A 15,405-nucleotide genomic window follows, 5' to 3' on the forward strand; every position below is an offset into this window, starting at 1 on the left:
TCCATGGCAGCACTGAACCCTATGCAGTTGACGATGTTCGTATTATCGCTGAAGGCAGAGACTTTTTCAGAGCCTCCTTAATAACAATAGAGCTACGCCATGACCTCATCAATCGCTTATCACGACCACTGGGTGTCATTGTCTCACGGACACCTGTTTGCACGCAGCTGGGAACCCTCGGCGCTGAGTTCTGATACACCGATTATTTTATTACACGACTCTCTCGGCTGTACCGCCTTATGGCGTAGCTTTCCAGCAGCGCTATGCGAAAAGACCCGACACCGCGTTATTGCCTATGACCGGCTGGGGTTTGGTCAATCGAGCGCCTGTCTTGAGCCGCCACCGTTGAGCTTTATTGACGATGAACCCGGCACTGATTTTGCCGCTTTATGTGCAGCGCTTGCGATAGACCGCTTTATTGTATTAGGCCATAGCGTGGGCGGCTGCATGGCCATTCACTGTGCTGGCGCTTATGCGTCACGGTGTCTGGGGCTGATTACGATTGCTGCTCAATCGGCTAACGAGGCGCGTACACGTTCTGGTATCGAACAGGCAAAAGCCGCTTTTAAAGCGCCAGAACAGTTTTCAAAGCTGGAAAAATATCACGGTCATAAAGCCCGCTGGGTGTTAGATGCCTGGGTTAATACGTGGCTGCATCCTGACTTCATCAACTGGTCATTGGTACCCGCGCTTGAACGCGTGCATTGCCCCACATTGGTATTGCACGGCGAGAAAGATGAATATGGCTCGCACCGCCAGCCGGAACGTATTGCCCGGTATATCCAAGGCCCGGCGCACTGCGAAATACTTAAAAACCTTCACCACACCCCTCACCGCGAAGATGAAGCGCAGGTGATCAGGCTTATCGACTCGTTTATCGAAGAGCTTTCCCGTTAAGGAGATTGGATGCGTCTGCGTATTTTATCCGACCTGCACTTGGAGCACTTTGCGGACAGCCGCCCGTTATCCGATGTAAAGGCCGATGTTGTGATGTTAGCGGGGGATATTCATCATAAAGCTGAAGGCTTAATCTGGGCACGGGCGCAGTTTCCCACGCTGCCAATTCTGTTTGTGCCGGGGAACCATGAGTTCTATGGCACCTGTATGCCGCTGATGCGCGAAGAGCTTAAGAAAGAGGCCAAGCGGCTTGATATCGAACTGCTGGATAACCGCGCCGTCACGCTCAACGGCGTACGCTTTTATGGCACGACCCTCTGGACCGATTTTGCGCTTTACGCCAGTGATCCGACGAAAAATCCAGCCCATACCGAGTCCAAAGCGCTGCGCTACATGCCCGATTTCAGAATCATCCAAACGTCACCGGGCACGACGTTGACACCCCAAGCGAGTCAGCAGCTGCACACTGAAGCCCTCGCTTGGCTTGAAGGCGAACTGTCCAAGCCGTTTGATGGTCCCAGGGTAGTGATCAGCCATCATGCGCCGCTTCACCACTGCATTCCTGATCAATATTTAGGTGATGCGCTATCCCCAGCCTTTGCCTCTCATCTGCCGCAGTTGATGGGCAAAATGGATCTATGGATACACGGTCACGTTCATGAACCGGTGGATCTTATATATGCCGGTACGCGCGTACTGGCTAACCCTGGCGGATATCCGGATGAGTTTAATTCACCGCTTTTTAAGCCGGATTTAATCATCAATATTTGATGCCTACCGATATTAAGTTGGTTCCGGCAAAATTGCTTAGGGGCTATTGTTCTCCATGAAGGTGCACCCTCTAGGGCAAAATCTTGTTTTTATTGCTTAAAAAAATTACTGGGTTTTTAAAAGATATTTTAGACGCTAGCACTTTGGTCGAAGCTTAAAGCTTTTTACTTGCAGGTGTTGCGCGTGTTGATTATTTTCTAGTTTGTATGATGTATGACAAATAACTAGTTTACTACGATTTTACCTATTGCCATGTAATTAAACATGGATGAGAAAGCATGAGGACGTTTCTGTGAAATTTTCCAAACAAGAAGTAATACAAGCAGTTGGAGATGGACTACTGTCATTTCCCATTACCGATTTTGATCAGAACGGAAAATTTGACGAAAAAAGCTACCGCGAGCGCTTAGCGTGGTTTATCAGCCACGACATTTCTGCCGTGTTTGTAGCTGGTGGTACGGGCGAATTTTTCAATTTGACGCTTGAAGAGTATCGCCAGATTGTTCGTGTAGCGGTGGAAGTAGTCGATGGTAAGCTGCCGGTAATCGCAAGCGCTGGGTTAAGTGTTGAAGCGGGCAAGGCCTTTGCTGATGCCGCCTCTGAAGCCGGTGCCGATGGTATTTTGTTGATGCCCCCGTACCTGACAGAGTGTCCGCAGGATGGATTAGTCGAGTATGCGCGGCAAATTTGTGATGCCACTGATATCAACGTCATTTACTACAACCGAGGGAACGGGGTTCTGAATGCCGAGTCGGTGCAAGCACTCGCGGATGCCTGCTCGAACCTTATCGGTTTGAAAGATGGTAAAGGCGATATTCAGGCACTCAACAAAATCATTAAAACGGTCGGTGATCGCTTAGTGTATGTGGGCGGTGTGCCTACGGCAGAGATTTTCGCAGAAGCGTACCTGTCAATTGGCGTTAATACCTATTCATCTGCGGTATTCAACTTTGTACCCGATATGGCGGTTACGTTTTATAAAGCGCTCCGCAACGGTGATAAAGACGTCGTTAAACGAATCACGAACGATTTCTTTATTCCATTTATTGATCTGCGTGATCAAAAAGCCGGTTACGCGGTTAGCTTGATTAAAGAAGGCGCGGATATTATCGGCCGCCCGGCTGGAAGCGTTCGTGCGCCTTTAACCATGCCCACCCAAGAGCAACGCCAGCAGTTAGAGCGCCTGGTTGGTGTAGCGCGTTCTTTCTAAAAGCTGAAAAAAACCACAAGTAATAATAAGAGGTTTTAAGTGATGAAAACAAAAACTATCCGTCGCCAAGCGCTGTTTGCCCTAACGGGTGTCTCGCTATTAGCCGCTGCTGTTTCTGCCCAAGCCGATAACTGGCGGGGCTGGAATATTCACCCTGACGGTTACCCCAATACGGTAGCGCTTGAAGCCTTTGCCGAGGCAGTTAAAGAGCAAACAGAAGGGCGCGTTACCCCCCGTGTTTACAACAATGCCGTGCTGGGTGATCAGTCTGATGCGATTGAGCAAACCCGCAATGGTGCGTTGGATTTCGCTAATTTCAATATGGGGCCCATGGGACCCATTGTTAAGGAAACGAATGTTTTCTCGCTACCTTTCCTATTTACCGATGTAGACCATATGCACACGGTAATGGATGGCGAGATTGGTCAGCGCTTTGCTGATGCATTGGAAGATAAAGGTCTGGTAGTGCTCTCCTGGTTCGATTCAGGCGCCAGAAGCATTTACAACACCAAGCATCCGATCAACACCCCAGAAGATGTTCAGGGCTTAAAGATCCGGGTCATGAATAACGATCTTTACGTCGAGATGATGGAGGCGCTTGGCGGCAATGCGACGCCAATGGCGTATGGCGAGGTTTACCAGAGTTTAACCACCGGTGTTCTGGATGGTGCTGAAAACAACTACCCCTCCTTTGAATCCAGCAACCACTACGAAGCGGCGGAATACTACTCCTTAACCGAGCATTTGATTATTCCCGAGTGCCTGTGTGTTGCCAAAGCCAGTTGGGACAAGTTATCCGAAGAAGACCAGGAAATCGTTCGTGAAGAAGCGATGAATGCTTCCACCATGCAACGTGAGCTGTGGGTCGAAAGCTCTGAAGAGAGCCGTCAGATTATCTTGGATAACGGCGTGGAAATTAATGAAGTAGAAGATAAAGCGGCTTTCCAAACATTGATGGAGCCGATGTATGAAAACTTTATCGCTAATAACCCGGGCACGGGTGAGCTGATCGAGGAAATCAGAGCCGCTCAATAATTTTCTTATGACTTCCTTTCGGCGGCTTGATGCCGCCGAAAGATTAAAAGGAAATGTGTCGTGAGTATAGAACTTGAAACACCCAGCAGTAGAAAAAGCACGACAAAAGAAGGCTCTGTAGACCGCGTGTTGGATGGCATGGCTGAGCTATGCGTGCTTGTGGCGGGCATCATGCTGGTCGTTCTTATTGCTACTTTCGGTTGGCTAGTCTTTGGACGTTATGTGCTTAACAACACGCCAACCTGGGTAGAGCAAACCTCCCTGATATTAGTGGTATATATCACCTGTTTGGGCGCCGCTGCCGGCGTCAGATACCACAGCCATCTGAATATCGACTTTGTTCGAGAGAGCTTTCCTCCTTTTCTGCGCGGATTAATGCACCACATCTCGGATCTTTTCATTCTTGTATTTGGTGGTTTTATGGTGGCTCAGGGCTGGAAGCTGGTCATGACAAACATGGAAAGGGCTATTCCAATGATTGGTCTCTCTGAAAGCTGGCGTGCAGCCCCACTGGTAATTTGTGGCGTGCTGATCATGCTGTTTGCAGGGGCGGATATAGTGCAACGATTACTGTCTCGAAACGCTGGGAGGGCATAAGTCATGGGGCTGATGATACTGTTTGGAATTTTTTTTCTCGGCCTTGTCGCAGGTGCACCGGTCGCTTTTGCCGTTGGGCTGGCCGCTGTCGCTGCGTTTATGTATGAAGGGCTACCGCTGTTTGTCGCCTTTCAACGTATCTTATCCGGCATTTCCGTTTTTTCGCTACTGGCGATTCCGTTTTTCATTTTCGCCGGTGAGCTGATGCTTCACGGCGGCATTTCAACCCGGCTTGTTCGCCTGGCCTCCGCTATGGTGGGGAGGATGCGCGGCGGTCTGGGGATGGTCAATATAAGCTCTTCGATGCTGTTTGGCGGCATCTCGGGTTCAGCGGTAGCCGATACGTCTGCCTTGGGCTCGATTCTTATCCCGGTGATGAAAGAGAAGGGCTACGACGCTGACTATGCCGTCAACGTTACGGTGACCTCGTCGGTCGCCGGCGTGGTCATTCCGCCCAGCCATAACATGATTCTCTATGCCGTAGCGGCGGGCGGCGGTATTTCCGTTACCCAGCTTTTTATTGCCGGTATCGTGCCTGGCATCCTGATGTGCTTAAGCCTGGCCGTGGCCGCTTATATCGTGGCCGTTAAGCGTGGCTATAAAGGTGAGGCATTTCCCGGCTGGCAAGCCCTGTTTCTTAGCCTGATCGCCTCGCTGCCTGGCTTGATGACCGCTGTCATTATTGTCGGCGGCGTTCTTTCGGGCATCTTGACGGTAACGGAGTCCGGGGCTTTTGGCGCCATCTACGCCATTATCGTGACCGGGCTTGTCTACCGTGAACTTAAGTGGTCGTCCTTCAAGGCTGCCGTTATTCAGTCGGTTAAAACCACATCGCTGGTCATGATTCTGGTGGGCTGCGCATCGGCTTTCTCTTATATGCTGGCGCTCTATAACGTGCCTGAAATGCTGACCACCGGGTTAATGACGATTTCAGACAAGCCTGTGGTTATCTTTTTGATGCTTAACCTGATTCTACTGGTATTGGGCATGATCATGGATATGGCGGCGTTAATCCTGATCTGCACGCCCATCTTCCTGCCGGTAGCCATGCAGTTTGGCATGGATCCTATCCAATTCGGCATCATTTTAATGATGAACCTGGGGCTGGGTTTATGTACCCCGCCGGTAGGCGCGTGCCTGTTTGTGGGCTGCGTGATCGGGAAAATTAAAATTGAGCATGCAGTTCGCACCATCTGGCCCTTCTTCCTGGCGCTGTTTGTAGCGCTAATGCTGGTGACTTACATCCCGGCAGTTTCATTAACGCTACCTGGCCTTTTTAGATAACGCCATGACAGGAAAATCAGCCATGAGAATAGAAGCGGTCAAGACTTATATTCTGGATCATAAGCTTGAAACAGCGTTTGAAAGTGCTTCGATGTCATTCACGCGCCGCCAGCACTGCTTAGTCGAAATCATTTGTGAAGACGGCACCATTGGGTGGGGCGAGTGCTTGGGGCCTGCCAAGCCCAATGCGGCCATTGTCCAGGTATACGCCCAGGCGCTGATTGGCGAAGACCCGCTGCAAACAGAGAAAGTATGGCTTAACCTTTATAATCGGCTGCGTGATCAGGGCCAGCGTGGCTTAACCATGACTGCTCTGAGCGGTATCGATATTGCGCTTTGGGACATCAAGGGCAAGCACTTCGGCGTACCTGTTTCCACGCTGCTTGGTGGGAGGTTCCGTGAATCTGTGCGCGCCTATGCCACCGGCTCGTTTTGCCGCGAGGGTGTTGAGCGTGTCAGCGACGTAGCGGCGGAAGTAGCGCGCTATCGTCACGAAGGCTTTCATGCCGTAAAGATCAAGATCGGCTTTGATGTTGAAGAAGATCTGAAAGTGATTGAGGCCGTGCGTGAAGCAATCGGGCCGGATGTGCGCCTTATGATTGATGCCAATCACGGCTACGATTATCTGGAAGCCATCGAGGTAGGCCAGCGTGCGGCGGCGTTTGGTATCGACTGGTTTGAAGAGCCGGTACTCCCTGAGCAGATTGAGACTTACCAAGCGGTAAGAGCGAGCCAGCCCATTCCCGTGGCAAGTGGCGAGAACTGGCACGGCCGCTACGCCATGCAGGAGCCGCTTGCACGCAGGGCTATCGATATCATCCAGCCGGATATCTGTGGCGTCGGCGGCTTTAGCGAAATGCGCCGAATTGCAGATATGGCCGCCATGCACGGCGTGCGCTTAGTGCCTCACGTATGGGGAACCGCAGTATGCCTGGCGGCGAGCCTTCAGTTTATGGCTGCACTGCCGCCCAATCCGCCACGGCGCTCGCCACTTGAACCCATCATGGAGTTTGACCGCACTGAAAATCCATTTCGTCAGGCCGTGGTTAAAACGCCCCTAGAGCATCACCAGGGGGTTATGAACATTCCCGATGGCCCTGGCTTGGGGATTGAAATCAACCGCGATGCGCTGATTACCTATGCTTTGAAGGAGTTTTGAGTATGTCCATCCCAGCCAACACGCGTCCACTGGAAGGGGGCGCGCCGCGTTTGAAAGTGCCGGCTGGCGCGACCGACTGCCATATGCATTTGTATCTGCCGGGCTACACCGCACAGCCTGGCGGCCCCGATGTTAAAGAACTGGCGACGGTTGAAAATTATCAAGTAGTACAGCGCAGGCTCTCGCTTGAGCGCGTGGTTGTTACCCAGTCCAATGCTTATCAATTTGATAACAGGGCCGTGCTTGAAGGCGTTACCCAAATCGGGCAGGCAAATGCACGTGCGATTGTTGCCGTCAGGCCTGATGCTACGGAGGCAGATATTGATGCCTTTCATTCTCAAGGTGCCCGGGGCGCCCGTATCATGCAGCTTCCCGGTGGTGCCGTGGGGATGGATCAATTGAGCGACGTTGAAGCGCGCATTCGGCCACTTGGTTGGCACTTGATGGTGCAGTTCAACGGCCGAATGATCAACGACTATATGGCCACTCTCAAGGCCATCCAAACCGACTATATCATTGACCACATTGGCAAATTCATGGATCCCGTAGCGGCTGATGATGAACGCGTAGACCGTATTGTCGAGTTGCTCGACCGGGGCAACGCGTGGATAAAAATATGCGGGGCGTATGAGACCAGTCTAACCGGCGGTCCGGGGTATAACGATGTAGGGCCTGTTGCCAAACGGCTTATTGAGCATGCGCCCGAGCGCGTGCTATGGGGCTCAAATTGGCCGCATGTGGGGGTGCCCCGGGAACGCTATCCTGATGACGCCGAGCAGCTTGATGTACTTTTGGATTGGGCCTCTGACAGCGTCCAGCAAAAAATTCTGGTTGATAACCCGGCCAAGCTTTACGGCTTTTAGATTTCAATTTTGATGGATATCACCTTCGCTCAATGCCAACAAGGCAAACAACAGACTAAGCAGGAGATAGCATGTTTAATCGTATTCTAGTGACTGGGGCGGCTGGCGGATTGGGGAAAAGTTTGCGTCCGCATCTTGCCGGGTTTGCCAAGCATGTCCGCCTTTCGGATATTGCACCTCTGGACAATGCTCAGCCAGGTGAGGAACTGATCCAGGCGGATCTCAGCGATCAACAGGCTGTAGCCGAGCTGGTACGAGGATGCGATGGCATCATTCATCTGGGCGGGATGTCGGTTGAAAGTCCCTGGAATGATATATTGAATGCCAATATTATTGGTACTTACAATCTTTTTGAAGCCGCACGGCTTAATGGTAAACCGCGTATCGTGTTTGCTAGTTCCAACCATGCGATAGGCTTTTATAAGCGCCATCAGCGAATAGATAATCAGGTTCCTCAGCGGCCGGATTCGCTTTACGGCGTCTCAAAATGCTTTGGCGAAAATCTGGCCAGTCTCTATCACGATAAGTTTGGTGTCGAGACACTTAGCGTGCGCATTGGCTCCTGTTTTGACAAGCCCGTTGATACTCGCATGATGGCCACTTGGCTGAGCCTGAATGACTTCATTAGCCTGTTAAAACGTGCCTTTACAACCCCTCGGCTGGAGCATACCGTGGTTTATGGGGCATCTGACAATGCTGAACAGTGGTGGGATAATACTCATGCCGGTTTCCTTGGCTGGGTTCCAAAAGATAGCTCTGAACCCTGGCGGGAAGAGACGGAACAGCGCGATCGTAATCTTGACTGCGATGATGTTGCCGTGCGTTATCACGGTGGCAAATTTGCTGCTATTGGTCATCCAGACGATAGCCAATAGCACATAGAGCGCTGGTTGTACGTTATGGTGCAACTGGATATATACATGGAAAGGATAACAGGCATGGCCAAGCAAACGCCTACTATGGCGTCGTTTCAGGTTAACCGGATCGCTCAGCAGGGCAGTTTATCTGTTCACGTAGCGAACCAGTTGGAGACGCTGATTACCCAGGGGAAAGTGGCGGTTGGCGATAAGCTGCCTACCGAAAATAGCCTGTGTGAATCTTTTGGCGTTAGCCGCACGGTCATTCGCGAAGCTATCACTCATCTCAAGTCTCTGGGATTGGTTGAAACACGCCGTGGTGTCGGCACGTCGGTCTTGCGTTCCTCTAAAGTGGAGGCGCTTCCAGCCGAGCGTATCAATCCCACTACGGTGGAAGACATTCTCTATCTTCTGGAGCTTCGCTTAACGCTTGAGCCCGCCGCGGCGGAACTTGCTGCCTTACGCTACGATGCTGAAGACCAGAAGCGGCTGGAAGCGCAACACCAAGCGTTTGCCAACGCGTACGCCACTCAGTCGCAAGCTCGAGAAGAGGATTACCTGTTCCATTTTGCTATTGCTACGGCGACTAAAAATCCTTTCTTCAAATCGTTCTACGAACAGTGGAGCCAAAGCGTTATCCCTCGCGCCAAACTGCTGAGTAACGATATCAATCCGCTCTCATCCCAACGCTACCTGGAGCGGGTACAGGAAGAGCATGCGCATATCCTTAACGCTATCCTTGCTCGTGACGGCAGCGCCGCACGAGAAATGATGCACCAGCATCTTAGCCGTGCGCGTGATACCTACGCGCAGTACCGCGATCAGGCGTAGCGAGCTATGGGCATCTTCGGGTGTTTACTGCAGCAGAGCGTCGTCATGGGATGGGATGCGCAACATTGATTCAATGATGAACAGACTCCTAAGCAGGTAAGCAATTACCTGCTTTTTTAACGCCTCTATCTAATAAAAATGAAGAGAGTTGATGATGAGCGAAGAGATTACCCTATCGCTTAAGGATGCTGAATCCTTGAGCCTGAACGTACTTCAGCATAATGGTTATAACCAGGCCCATGCAGAAGCCATTACGCGCAATGTGCTGACGGTTCAGCGCGATGAATGCCATTCCCATGGTTTATATCGCCTGATCGGCTGTGTTCAAACGGCGCTCAATGGCGGCGTTGATACGCATGCCGTACCGGAAGTAATTGATCAAGCGCCCAGCGTGGTTAAGGTCAATGCCCGCCAGGGTAACTCCTTGTTAGCGTTTGAAATGGGTAAAGAACAGCTTGTAGAAAAAGCCAGGCAAACAGGGCTAGCCGCGCTGGCGATCAATAACGCCTTTCACTTTTCAGCCCTATGGCCTGAGGTCGAGGCCCTTTCAAGTGAAGGGCTCATTGGCATTGCCATGACCCCCAGCCACGCTTTTGTAGCGCCAGCGGGTGGCACGAAGCCTTTGTTGGGCACCAACCCTATCGCGTTTTCCTGGCCACGTCCGGGTAGCGCGCCGTATACGTTTGATTTTGCGACCAGTGTGGTGGCGCGCGGTGAGATTGAACTGTATAAGCGCGCAGGCAAACAGATTCCCACAGGCTGGGCAATTGATGCTCAAGGTGAAGCGACGACCAGCCCTGTAGATGCGCTGGCGGGGGCGATGCTCACGTTTGGCGGGTATAAGGGTTCGGCGCTGTCTACCATGATTGAGCTATTGGCCGGGCCGCTAATTGGTGATGTGTTGGGCCATGAAACCCAGCCCGCCAACGAACAGAAAACCGGTAAGCCGTTTCATGGTGAGCTGATTATCGCCATATCGCCGGACGTTTTCTTGGGCCAGGATGCTGCTCGTCATCTTCAGCATGCTGAAGTGCTGTTTGAAAACATTTTAGGCCAGGGCGCTCGGCTACCCTCACAGCGCCGTTTTGAGGCCCGAGAAAATAGCCTGCGTGATGGTATCACCCTACCCAAAGCGCTTTATAATGAGCTTATCGCACTGACCCATTGATTCATCGAGAGTAAATAGCACTGTCGTTATACGATAGCGCTTTTATGATCTGCTTTATATTGTCAGAAACAGACACTTCATGAGGATCAACGCTCGTATGGATACACCGCATGTTTGAAGTTGCCGCCATCATCATGCCTATCTTTTTATTGATTGCTGTTGGCTATTTTTCCATGCGGATCCGTATTCTCAACCGCGAGCAAATGCAGGGAGTGGGCCGATTTGTGCTGTATATCGCCCTCCCTGCACTGTTAATCCGCGCCATTACCCAGAACCCTCTGGAAGAAGTTTTCAATATCAACTACCTGCTGGCCTACGGGCTAGGCTCGCTGGGTGTTTTCGGATTGGCGCTTGGGTACACCGTCATGCTGAAAAAACAGCCGCTGACCACCGGAAGTATCAGCGCGCTGGGGATGTCGATGTCCAATAGCGCGTTTAGTGGCTACCCGGTCGCGGTGATGATTATCGGCCCGCCTGCGGCTAATTTTTTAGCTTTGAATATGATCATCGAGAACCTGCTGATCATTCCGCTAGCGCTTATCCTAGCCGAAACGGGTCAGCAGGCCGGTCGCGGCGTTATGAAATCACTCCAGAAAACGCTCAAGCAACTGGTTAAAAATCCCATCCTCATTGGCCTGTTTATCGGAGTTCTGATCGCCGTTACCGATACACATCTGCCTACTTCGGTTATCCAGGCGGTTGATATGTTGGCAAAAGCGGCGGGCCCTGCCGCGCTATTTGCGATTGGCGGCGCGCTCTATGGCCTGCAAATTCGCGGCGTAGTGGGGGAGGTGAGCCAGATCGTTACGGGTAAGCTCATCATTCATCCACTGGGTGTCTTGATCTGCATGTGGCTGATTGCGGGCAATGACGCTTTACTGATTGCCGGTGGCTTACTGTTTGCAGGCGCTCCCATGGCAAGTGTCTATCCGTTGCTAGGCCAACGTTATGGTATGGGCAACGTAGCGGCAGGCGCCTTGATGGCGGGCACGCTCATGTTCTTTATCACCATTAGCATTATCGTTGGCTTGATGACCTATTTCGGCGTGTTGGCTTAACGGCTATTAGCTTCAATAAACGCTTTGGCTCTAGGGTCCTGCATATAGGAAACGTTGAGACGCAACCAGGGGGTTGTCGCATTGTCGGGTAGGAATAGATGGCTCGGCGAAAGCATGATTTCGTAGCGCTGTGCAGCTGCCTTAAGCGTTTCATCATCCGTGGGTGGCTTGGCCCAGACAAACATACCGCCCGCCGGTTCGGTAAACACTTCCCACCCTGATTTTCTTAGTAGCGTTAATGCTAGTGCCATCTGATTGGAAAGCCGGGTTCTTAATCGTTCAGTGAGTTTTCGATAACTGCCGTTTTGCAGCAGCATAACCAGTACCTGTTCTGAAAACAGTGATGCAGAAATGCTGGTCAGCATTTTGATATCTACCAGGCGTTGTACTAGATCCGGGGGAGTAGCGATAAAACCCACGCGAAGTGACGAGGAAAGAGTTTTTGAAAAGCTGGCTAAATAGATAACACGTTTAAGCCCGTCAAGGGCTGCTAACCGTGTGGTTGGAGTATGCTGAAAATCAGCATAAATATCGTCTTCAATGATCCTGAAATCATACTGCTCGGCAAGCTGTAAAACGCGGTGCGCTACGGCGGGAGTCAATGTGCTGCCGGTAGGATTGTGGAAAACGCTATTAATGTAGAAAAGTTTGGGTTGGTGGTGGGCTAACAAACCTTCCAGGCGCTCGATATCGGGCCCATCGGCTAAGCGGGGGACCCCAATCACGCGAATGCGCTGCAAATGCAGTAGCCCAAACAGGTTGTAATAACCGGGTGATTCCACAAATACAACATCGCCGGGCTCAAGCAGCAAACGTACTAACAGATCTAGAGAATGGCTACCGCTGTTGGTTGTCACGATCTGTTGGGCATCTGCGGTAATCGCAAGCGGGCGCAGGCGCTCTTGTAGCAGACGGCGTAAGGTTAAAAGCCCGTGCGGCGTACTGTATTCAAAAATTCCTGAGCGGCTGTGACGGGTAACTTGGCGGATAGCGTAGGTAAGATCGTCGCTCTCGCGCCAAGTGTTGGGCAACCACCCACAGCCGAGCTTGAGGGTGTTCTCTTCTGCGCCGAAAAGCCCCCATAGTCCATTGGTGACTTCCTGTAGCGGGCTAGAAGCGCGCTGTTGGTTGGTCTGTACGGCGACGCTATCCGCAACATAGAAGCCTGAGCCGGGTTTTGAGCGAATTAAACCTGACGACACTAGTCGTTCGTAGGCATCGATGACCGCATTACGGCTGATGTTATGTGTCGCTGCCAAGCGGCGTATTGAAGGTAAACGAAGACCGCCGCCTGCGCCGTTGTGTTGAATCCACTGGCGAAGGCTTTCTTCCAGCTGTTGAGCCATGGGGGTGGCAGCGTGTCGGTCAACCTGTAGTTTCATAAGCGCCCTTGTTGCCCTCAACTGTTCTTCAAAATGGCAGAACAGTGCCTGGGTAATAATGGCTGAGTGTACCTTATCCCGGTTCTTTAAGAGTGCGAACGTAACGGCTCACATGAAAACTGAGGCAGGTACAAAGTGACGAGACGATCGAACGCCCTCAAGCTGGCTTTTGCGCTGTGCATGATTACCACGGCGGTCAATTTACAAGCACCGCTTTATGAAGCATTAGCGGCTCGTGATGGCTTGGGCGTTGGCGCAACAACACTCGCTTTTGCCTGTTATGTAGCGGGTATTATGCCGGTATTGTTGGGGCTTAATGGTTTGTCTGAGCGGGTAGGCTGCAAGCCGTTGATTATTGCTGCACTGCTCTTATGCCTTGTGGCTACTTCCCTAACATTGATCGTGCCAGGTTTAGTGACCCTGGGAGCGGCTCGGTTTTTACTCGGAATAGGCACCGCCCTGACGTCAGCGGTTGCGCCAACCTACATGCACCGGCTGCTCACTGGCGGGGATAGCAGCATGGCAACCAAGTACGTGACAACCAGTACTGCGATGGGATTTGGCCTGGGGGCGGCGGTTACCAGCTTGTTTATCTTCCATACACCCAGCATAACGCCACCCAGCTTATGGTTGTATTTGGGTGCTGGCGTCGTCGCATTAGTGGCCGTTAGTACACTGAAAAACACGGCCCCAAACCCTAACAAGTGCGCGATGCTGCGACTACCCAGCTACCCACCCGGTACGCTCGGCTATGGGTTGGCCATTTTGCTTGCCTGGGCAACGGTGGGGCTGGTGATTGCTATTTTGCCTTCTGCATTACATGCGCACGGTTTAACGGCCTGGAGCGGCTTTGCTACGTTCGGTATTTGTAGCTGTGGGGTGTTATTTCAACCTTGGGCAAGAGCGCTGCGGCCAGCTCATTCCACAGTGCTGGGTCTTGTCATCTTACCGATCGCCTACACAGTGATCGCCTGGGGAGCGGTTCAGGGAATGCTTGTGGCTGTGTTGGTCGGAACGGTTGCCGCTAGTAGCGCCTGTTACGGGTTTATCTATCTAGGTGGCTTGAAGGGAGTGCTGGAAATAGCCAAAGCGGCGTCCACCCAGGTAAGCGCAGGCTATTTTTTGATGGCCTACATAGGATTTAGTCTGCCGGTAATTACCACCGGCGCTTTAATTGATGCCGTAGGCCATGTGGCCGCTTTAACCATCTTTGGGCTAGCGCTATCAATGGGCGCCATCACTACCATTGGCCTGCTGCTAATCAGTCAGGCTAGGTATTCGCAGCATCCGTCAGGCATTAGCTTTTAAGGCGTCCTATCAATCAGCAATCCACAGGAAGGCGCGGCCCAGTGTGTATTGGCGGTAAACACCACATCGCACACCACCGGCGAATAGCAGCGGCGTATCTCATCATCAATACGTTCACGTAGAGCGTCTTGTGCCTTTAACGAGGCGCCGGTGCCTTCTTCGGGCAGAACAATGTGTACCATGACATAAAGCAAGCGGCCGGGCCGCACCATGCGAACACGAACCTCCTGGGTATGCGCGCCTGCCAGCGCCGTGGAGATGGCTTGTCGCACGGGAGCGGCAATGGTTTCATCAGGTGTTTTATTGAGCAGCTCTTTGAGCGCCTGGGACGCCATACGCACGGGTACGCCCAAGCAAAGCAACACCACTGCCATGACCAGAACGGAATCGACATACGCCACCACGTTGTTCCAGTTCAGCCACTCAAACACCATAACCATACAAAACGCTGCGAGTACTGCGGCGGAAATGATGCTATTGACTACCCAATTGAGTTTGTCAGCCGCAATTAGCGGACTATGGGTATAGCGCTGGCTACGATGCATAACCCACGCGGTCACCGAGCAGGCAAGCGTCGCAAACAGCGCGTAGATAACGGCAAGGCCTGCAGCAATTTCCCGACCACCTGTCAGTAAAGCGGCAATGGCGTCCACCAAGGCAAAGACGGATACCCCTAGAATCAGTAGCCCTTTGCATAGGTTAACCAGCGACTCGAAGTAACTGTAACCAAACGGGTAGGATTCGCTATCAGGGCGGCTGGCTAGTTTACTTACCTTGATCGTCACCAACGCTACGCTAAAGTAGATAAGGTTAAATAACCCATCGAGCAAAATAGCCTGGGAATTAGAGGCTAGCGTGGCGGTAATGCCGGCACAGCCGATTAAGAGTGCCATAAAGGCGGAAAATGCCAGCGTGCGTGCTTCTGTCTTCATGAATGTATTGGCTCCAACGCCATTCGTAGAACCCGCAAGCATAGCAATATTGA

At 51.9% G+C, this 15,405-nt stretch carries 15 protein-coding genes; 13 read left to right on the top strand and 2 right to left on the bottom strand.

Annotated features, from left to right (window positions below; genetic code table 11):
- The first annotated feature begins 99 nt into the window (after positions 1-99).
- From INT33_RS18640 to INT33_RS18695, 12 genes are all read left to right on the top strand, one after another.
- Positions 100-897 (top strand): alpha/beta fold hydrolase, encoded by a 798-nt coding sequence (locus tag INT33_RS18640; RefSeq protein WP_193053438.1) that lies wholly within the window; start codon positions 100-102, stop codon positions 895-897.
- A gap of 9 nt (positions 898-906) precedes the next feature.
- Positions 907-1,668, top strand: a complete 762-nt coding sequence (locus tag INT33_RS18645) for a metallophosphoesterase (protein WP_193053439.1) — start codon at positions 907-909, stop codon at positions 1,666-1,668.
- A 292-nt stretch (positions 1,669-1,960) separates the two neighbouring features.
- Entirely contained in the window at positions 1,961-2,878 is a 918-nt protein-coding gene (gene kdgD, locus INT33_RS18650) for a 5-dehydro-4-deoxyglucarate dehydratase (RefSeq protein WP_193053440.1), read from the top strand.
- Positions 2,879-2,920: 42 nt separating this feature from the next.
- Positions 2,921-3,913 carry a TRAP transporter substrate-binding protein gene (locus INT33_RS18655; RefSeq protein WP_193056813.1) on the top strand — a complete coding sequence of 331 codons (993 nt, stop codon included), beginning with the start codon at positions 2,921-2,923 and terminating at the stop codon, positions 3,911-3,913.
- A gap of 60 nt (positions 3,914-3,973) precedes the next feature.
- Positions 3,974-4,510: a TRAP transporter small permease gene (locus INT33_RS18660; RefSeq protein WP_193053442.1), complete on the top strand. Its 537-nt coding sequence runs from the start codon at positions 3,974-3,976 to the stop codon at positions 4,508-4,510.
- A 3-nt stretch (positions 4,511-4,513) separates the two neighbouring features.
- Complete coding sequence (locus INT33_RS18665; RefSeq protein ID WP_193053443.1) at positions 4,514-5,794, top strand: TRAP transporter large permease; 1,281 nt, start codon at positions 4,514-4,516, stop codon at positions 5,792-5,794.
- Positions 5,795-5,816: 22 nt separating this feature from the next.
- Positions 5,817-6,953, top strand: a complete 1,137-nt coding sequence (locus tag INT33_RS18670; protein WP_193053444.1) for a mandelate racemase/muconate lactonizing enzyme family protein — start codon at positions 5,817-5,819, stop codon at positions 6,951-6,953.
- A gap of 2 nt (positions 6,954-6,955) precedes the next feature.
- Positions 6,956-7,816 carry an amidohydrolase family protein gene (locus INT33_RS18675; protein ID WP_193053445.1) on the top strand — a complete coding sequence of 287 codons (861 nt, stop codon included), beginning with the start codon at positions 6,956-6,958 and terminating at the stop codon, positions 7,814-7,816.
- Positions 7,817-7,887: 71 nt separating this feature from the next.
- Complete coding sequence (locus INT33_RS18680) at positions 7,888-8,691, top strand: NAD-dependent epimerase/dehydratase family protein (RefSeq protein ID WP_193053446.1); 804 nt, start codon at positions 7,888-7,890, stop codon at positions 8,689-8,691.
- Between the two features lie 63 nt (positions 8,692-8,754).
- On the top strand, positions 8,755-9,504 hold the full coding sequence (locus INT33_RS18685) for a FadR/GntR family transcriptional regulator (protein ID WP_226912116.1): 750 nt from the start codon (positions 8,755-8,757) through the stop codon (positions 9,502-9,504).
- A 154-nt stretch (positions 9,505-9,658) separates the two neighbouring features.
- Positions 9,659-10,672 carry an Ldh family oxidoreductase gene (locus INT33_RS18690; protein ID WP_193053460.1) on the top strand — a complete coding sequence of 338 codons (1,014 nt, stop codon included), beginning with the start codon at positions 9,659-9,661 and terminating at the stop codon, positions 10,670-10,672.
- A 110-nt stretch (positions 10,673-10,782) separates the two neighbouring features.
- Complete coding sequence (locus tag INT33_RS18695) at positions 10,783-11,730, top strand: AEC family transporter (RefSeq protein WP_193053447.1); 948 nt, start codon at positions 10,783-10,785, stop codon at positions 11,728-11,730.
- On the opposite strand, the gene INT33_RS18700 is transcribed toward INT33_RS18695, so the two are convergent.
- Positions 11,727-13,112 (bottom strand): aminotransferase-like domain-containing protein, encoded by a 1,386-nt coding sequence (locus INT33_RS18700; RefSeq protein ID WP_193053448.1) that lies wholly within the window; start codon positions 13,110-13,112, stop codon positions 11,727-11,729. The two genes, INT33_RS18695 and INT33_RS18700, sit on opposite strands and share 4 nt — an antisense overlap.
- A gap of 135 nt (positions 13,113-13,247) precedes the next feature.
- Here INT33_RS18700 and INT33_RS18705 point away from each other — a divergent pair, with 135 nt between their 5' ends.
- Positions 13,248-14,420: an MFS transporter gene (locus INT33_RS18705; protein WP_328515003.1), complete on the top strand. Its 1,173-nt coding sequence runs from the start codon at positions 13,248-13,250 to the stop codon at positions 14,418-14,420.
- Here INT33_RS18705 and INT33_RS18710 read toward each other — a convergent pair.
- Positions 14,417-15,352, bottom strand: coding sequence for a cation diffusion facilitator family transporter (locus tag INT33_RS18710; protein WP_193053449.1), 936 nt, complete (start codon positions 15,350-15,352; stop codon positions 14,417-14,419). The genes INT33_RS18705 and INT33_RS18710 overlap by 4 nt on opposite strands.
- Positions 15,353-15,405 lie beyond the last annotated feature (53 nt).

The sequence above is a fragment of the Halomonas colorata genome (assembly GCF_014897985.1).
Lineage (GTDB): Bacteria > Pseudomonadota > Gammaproteobacteria > Pseudomonadales > Halomonadaceae > Vreelandella > Vreelandella colorata.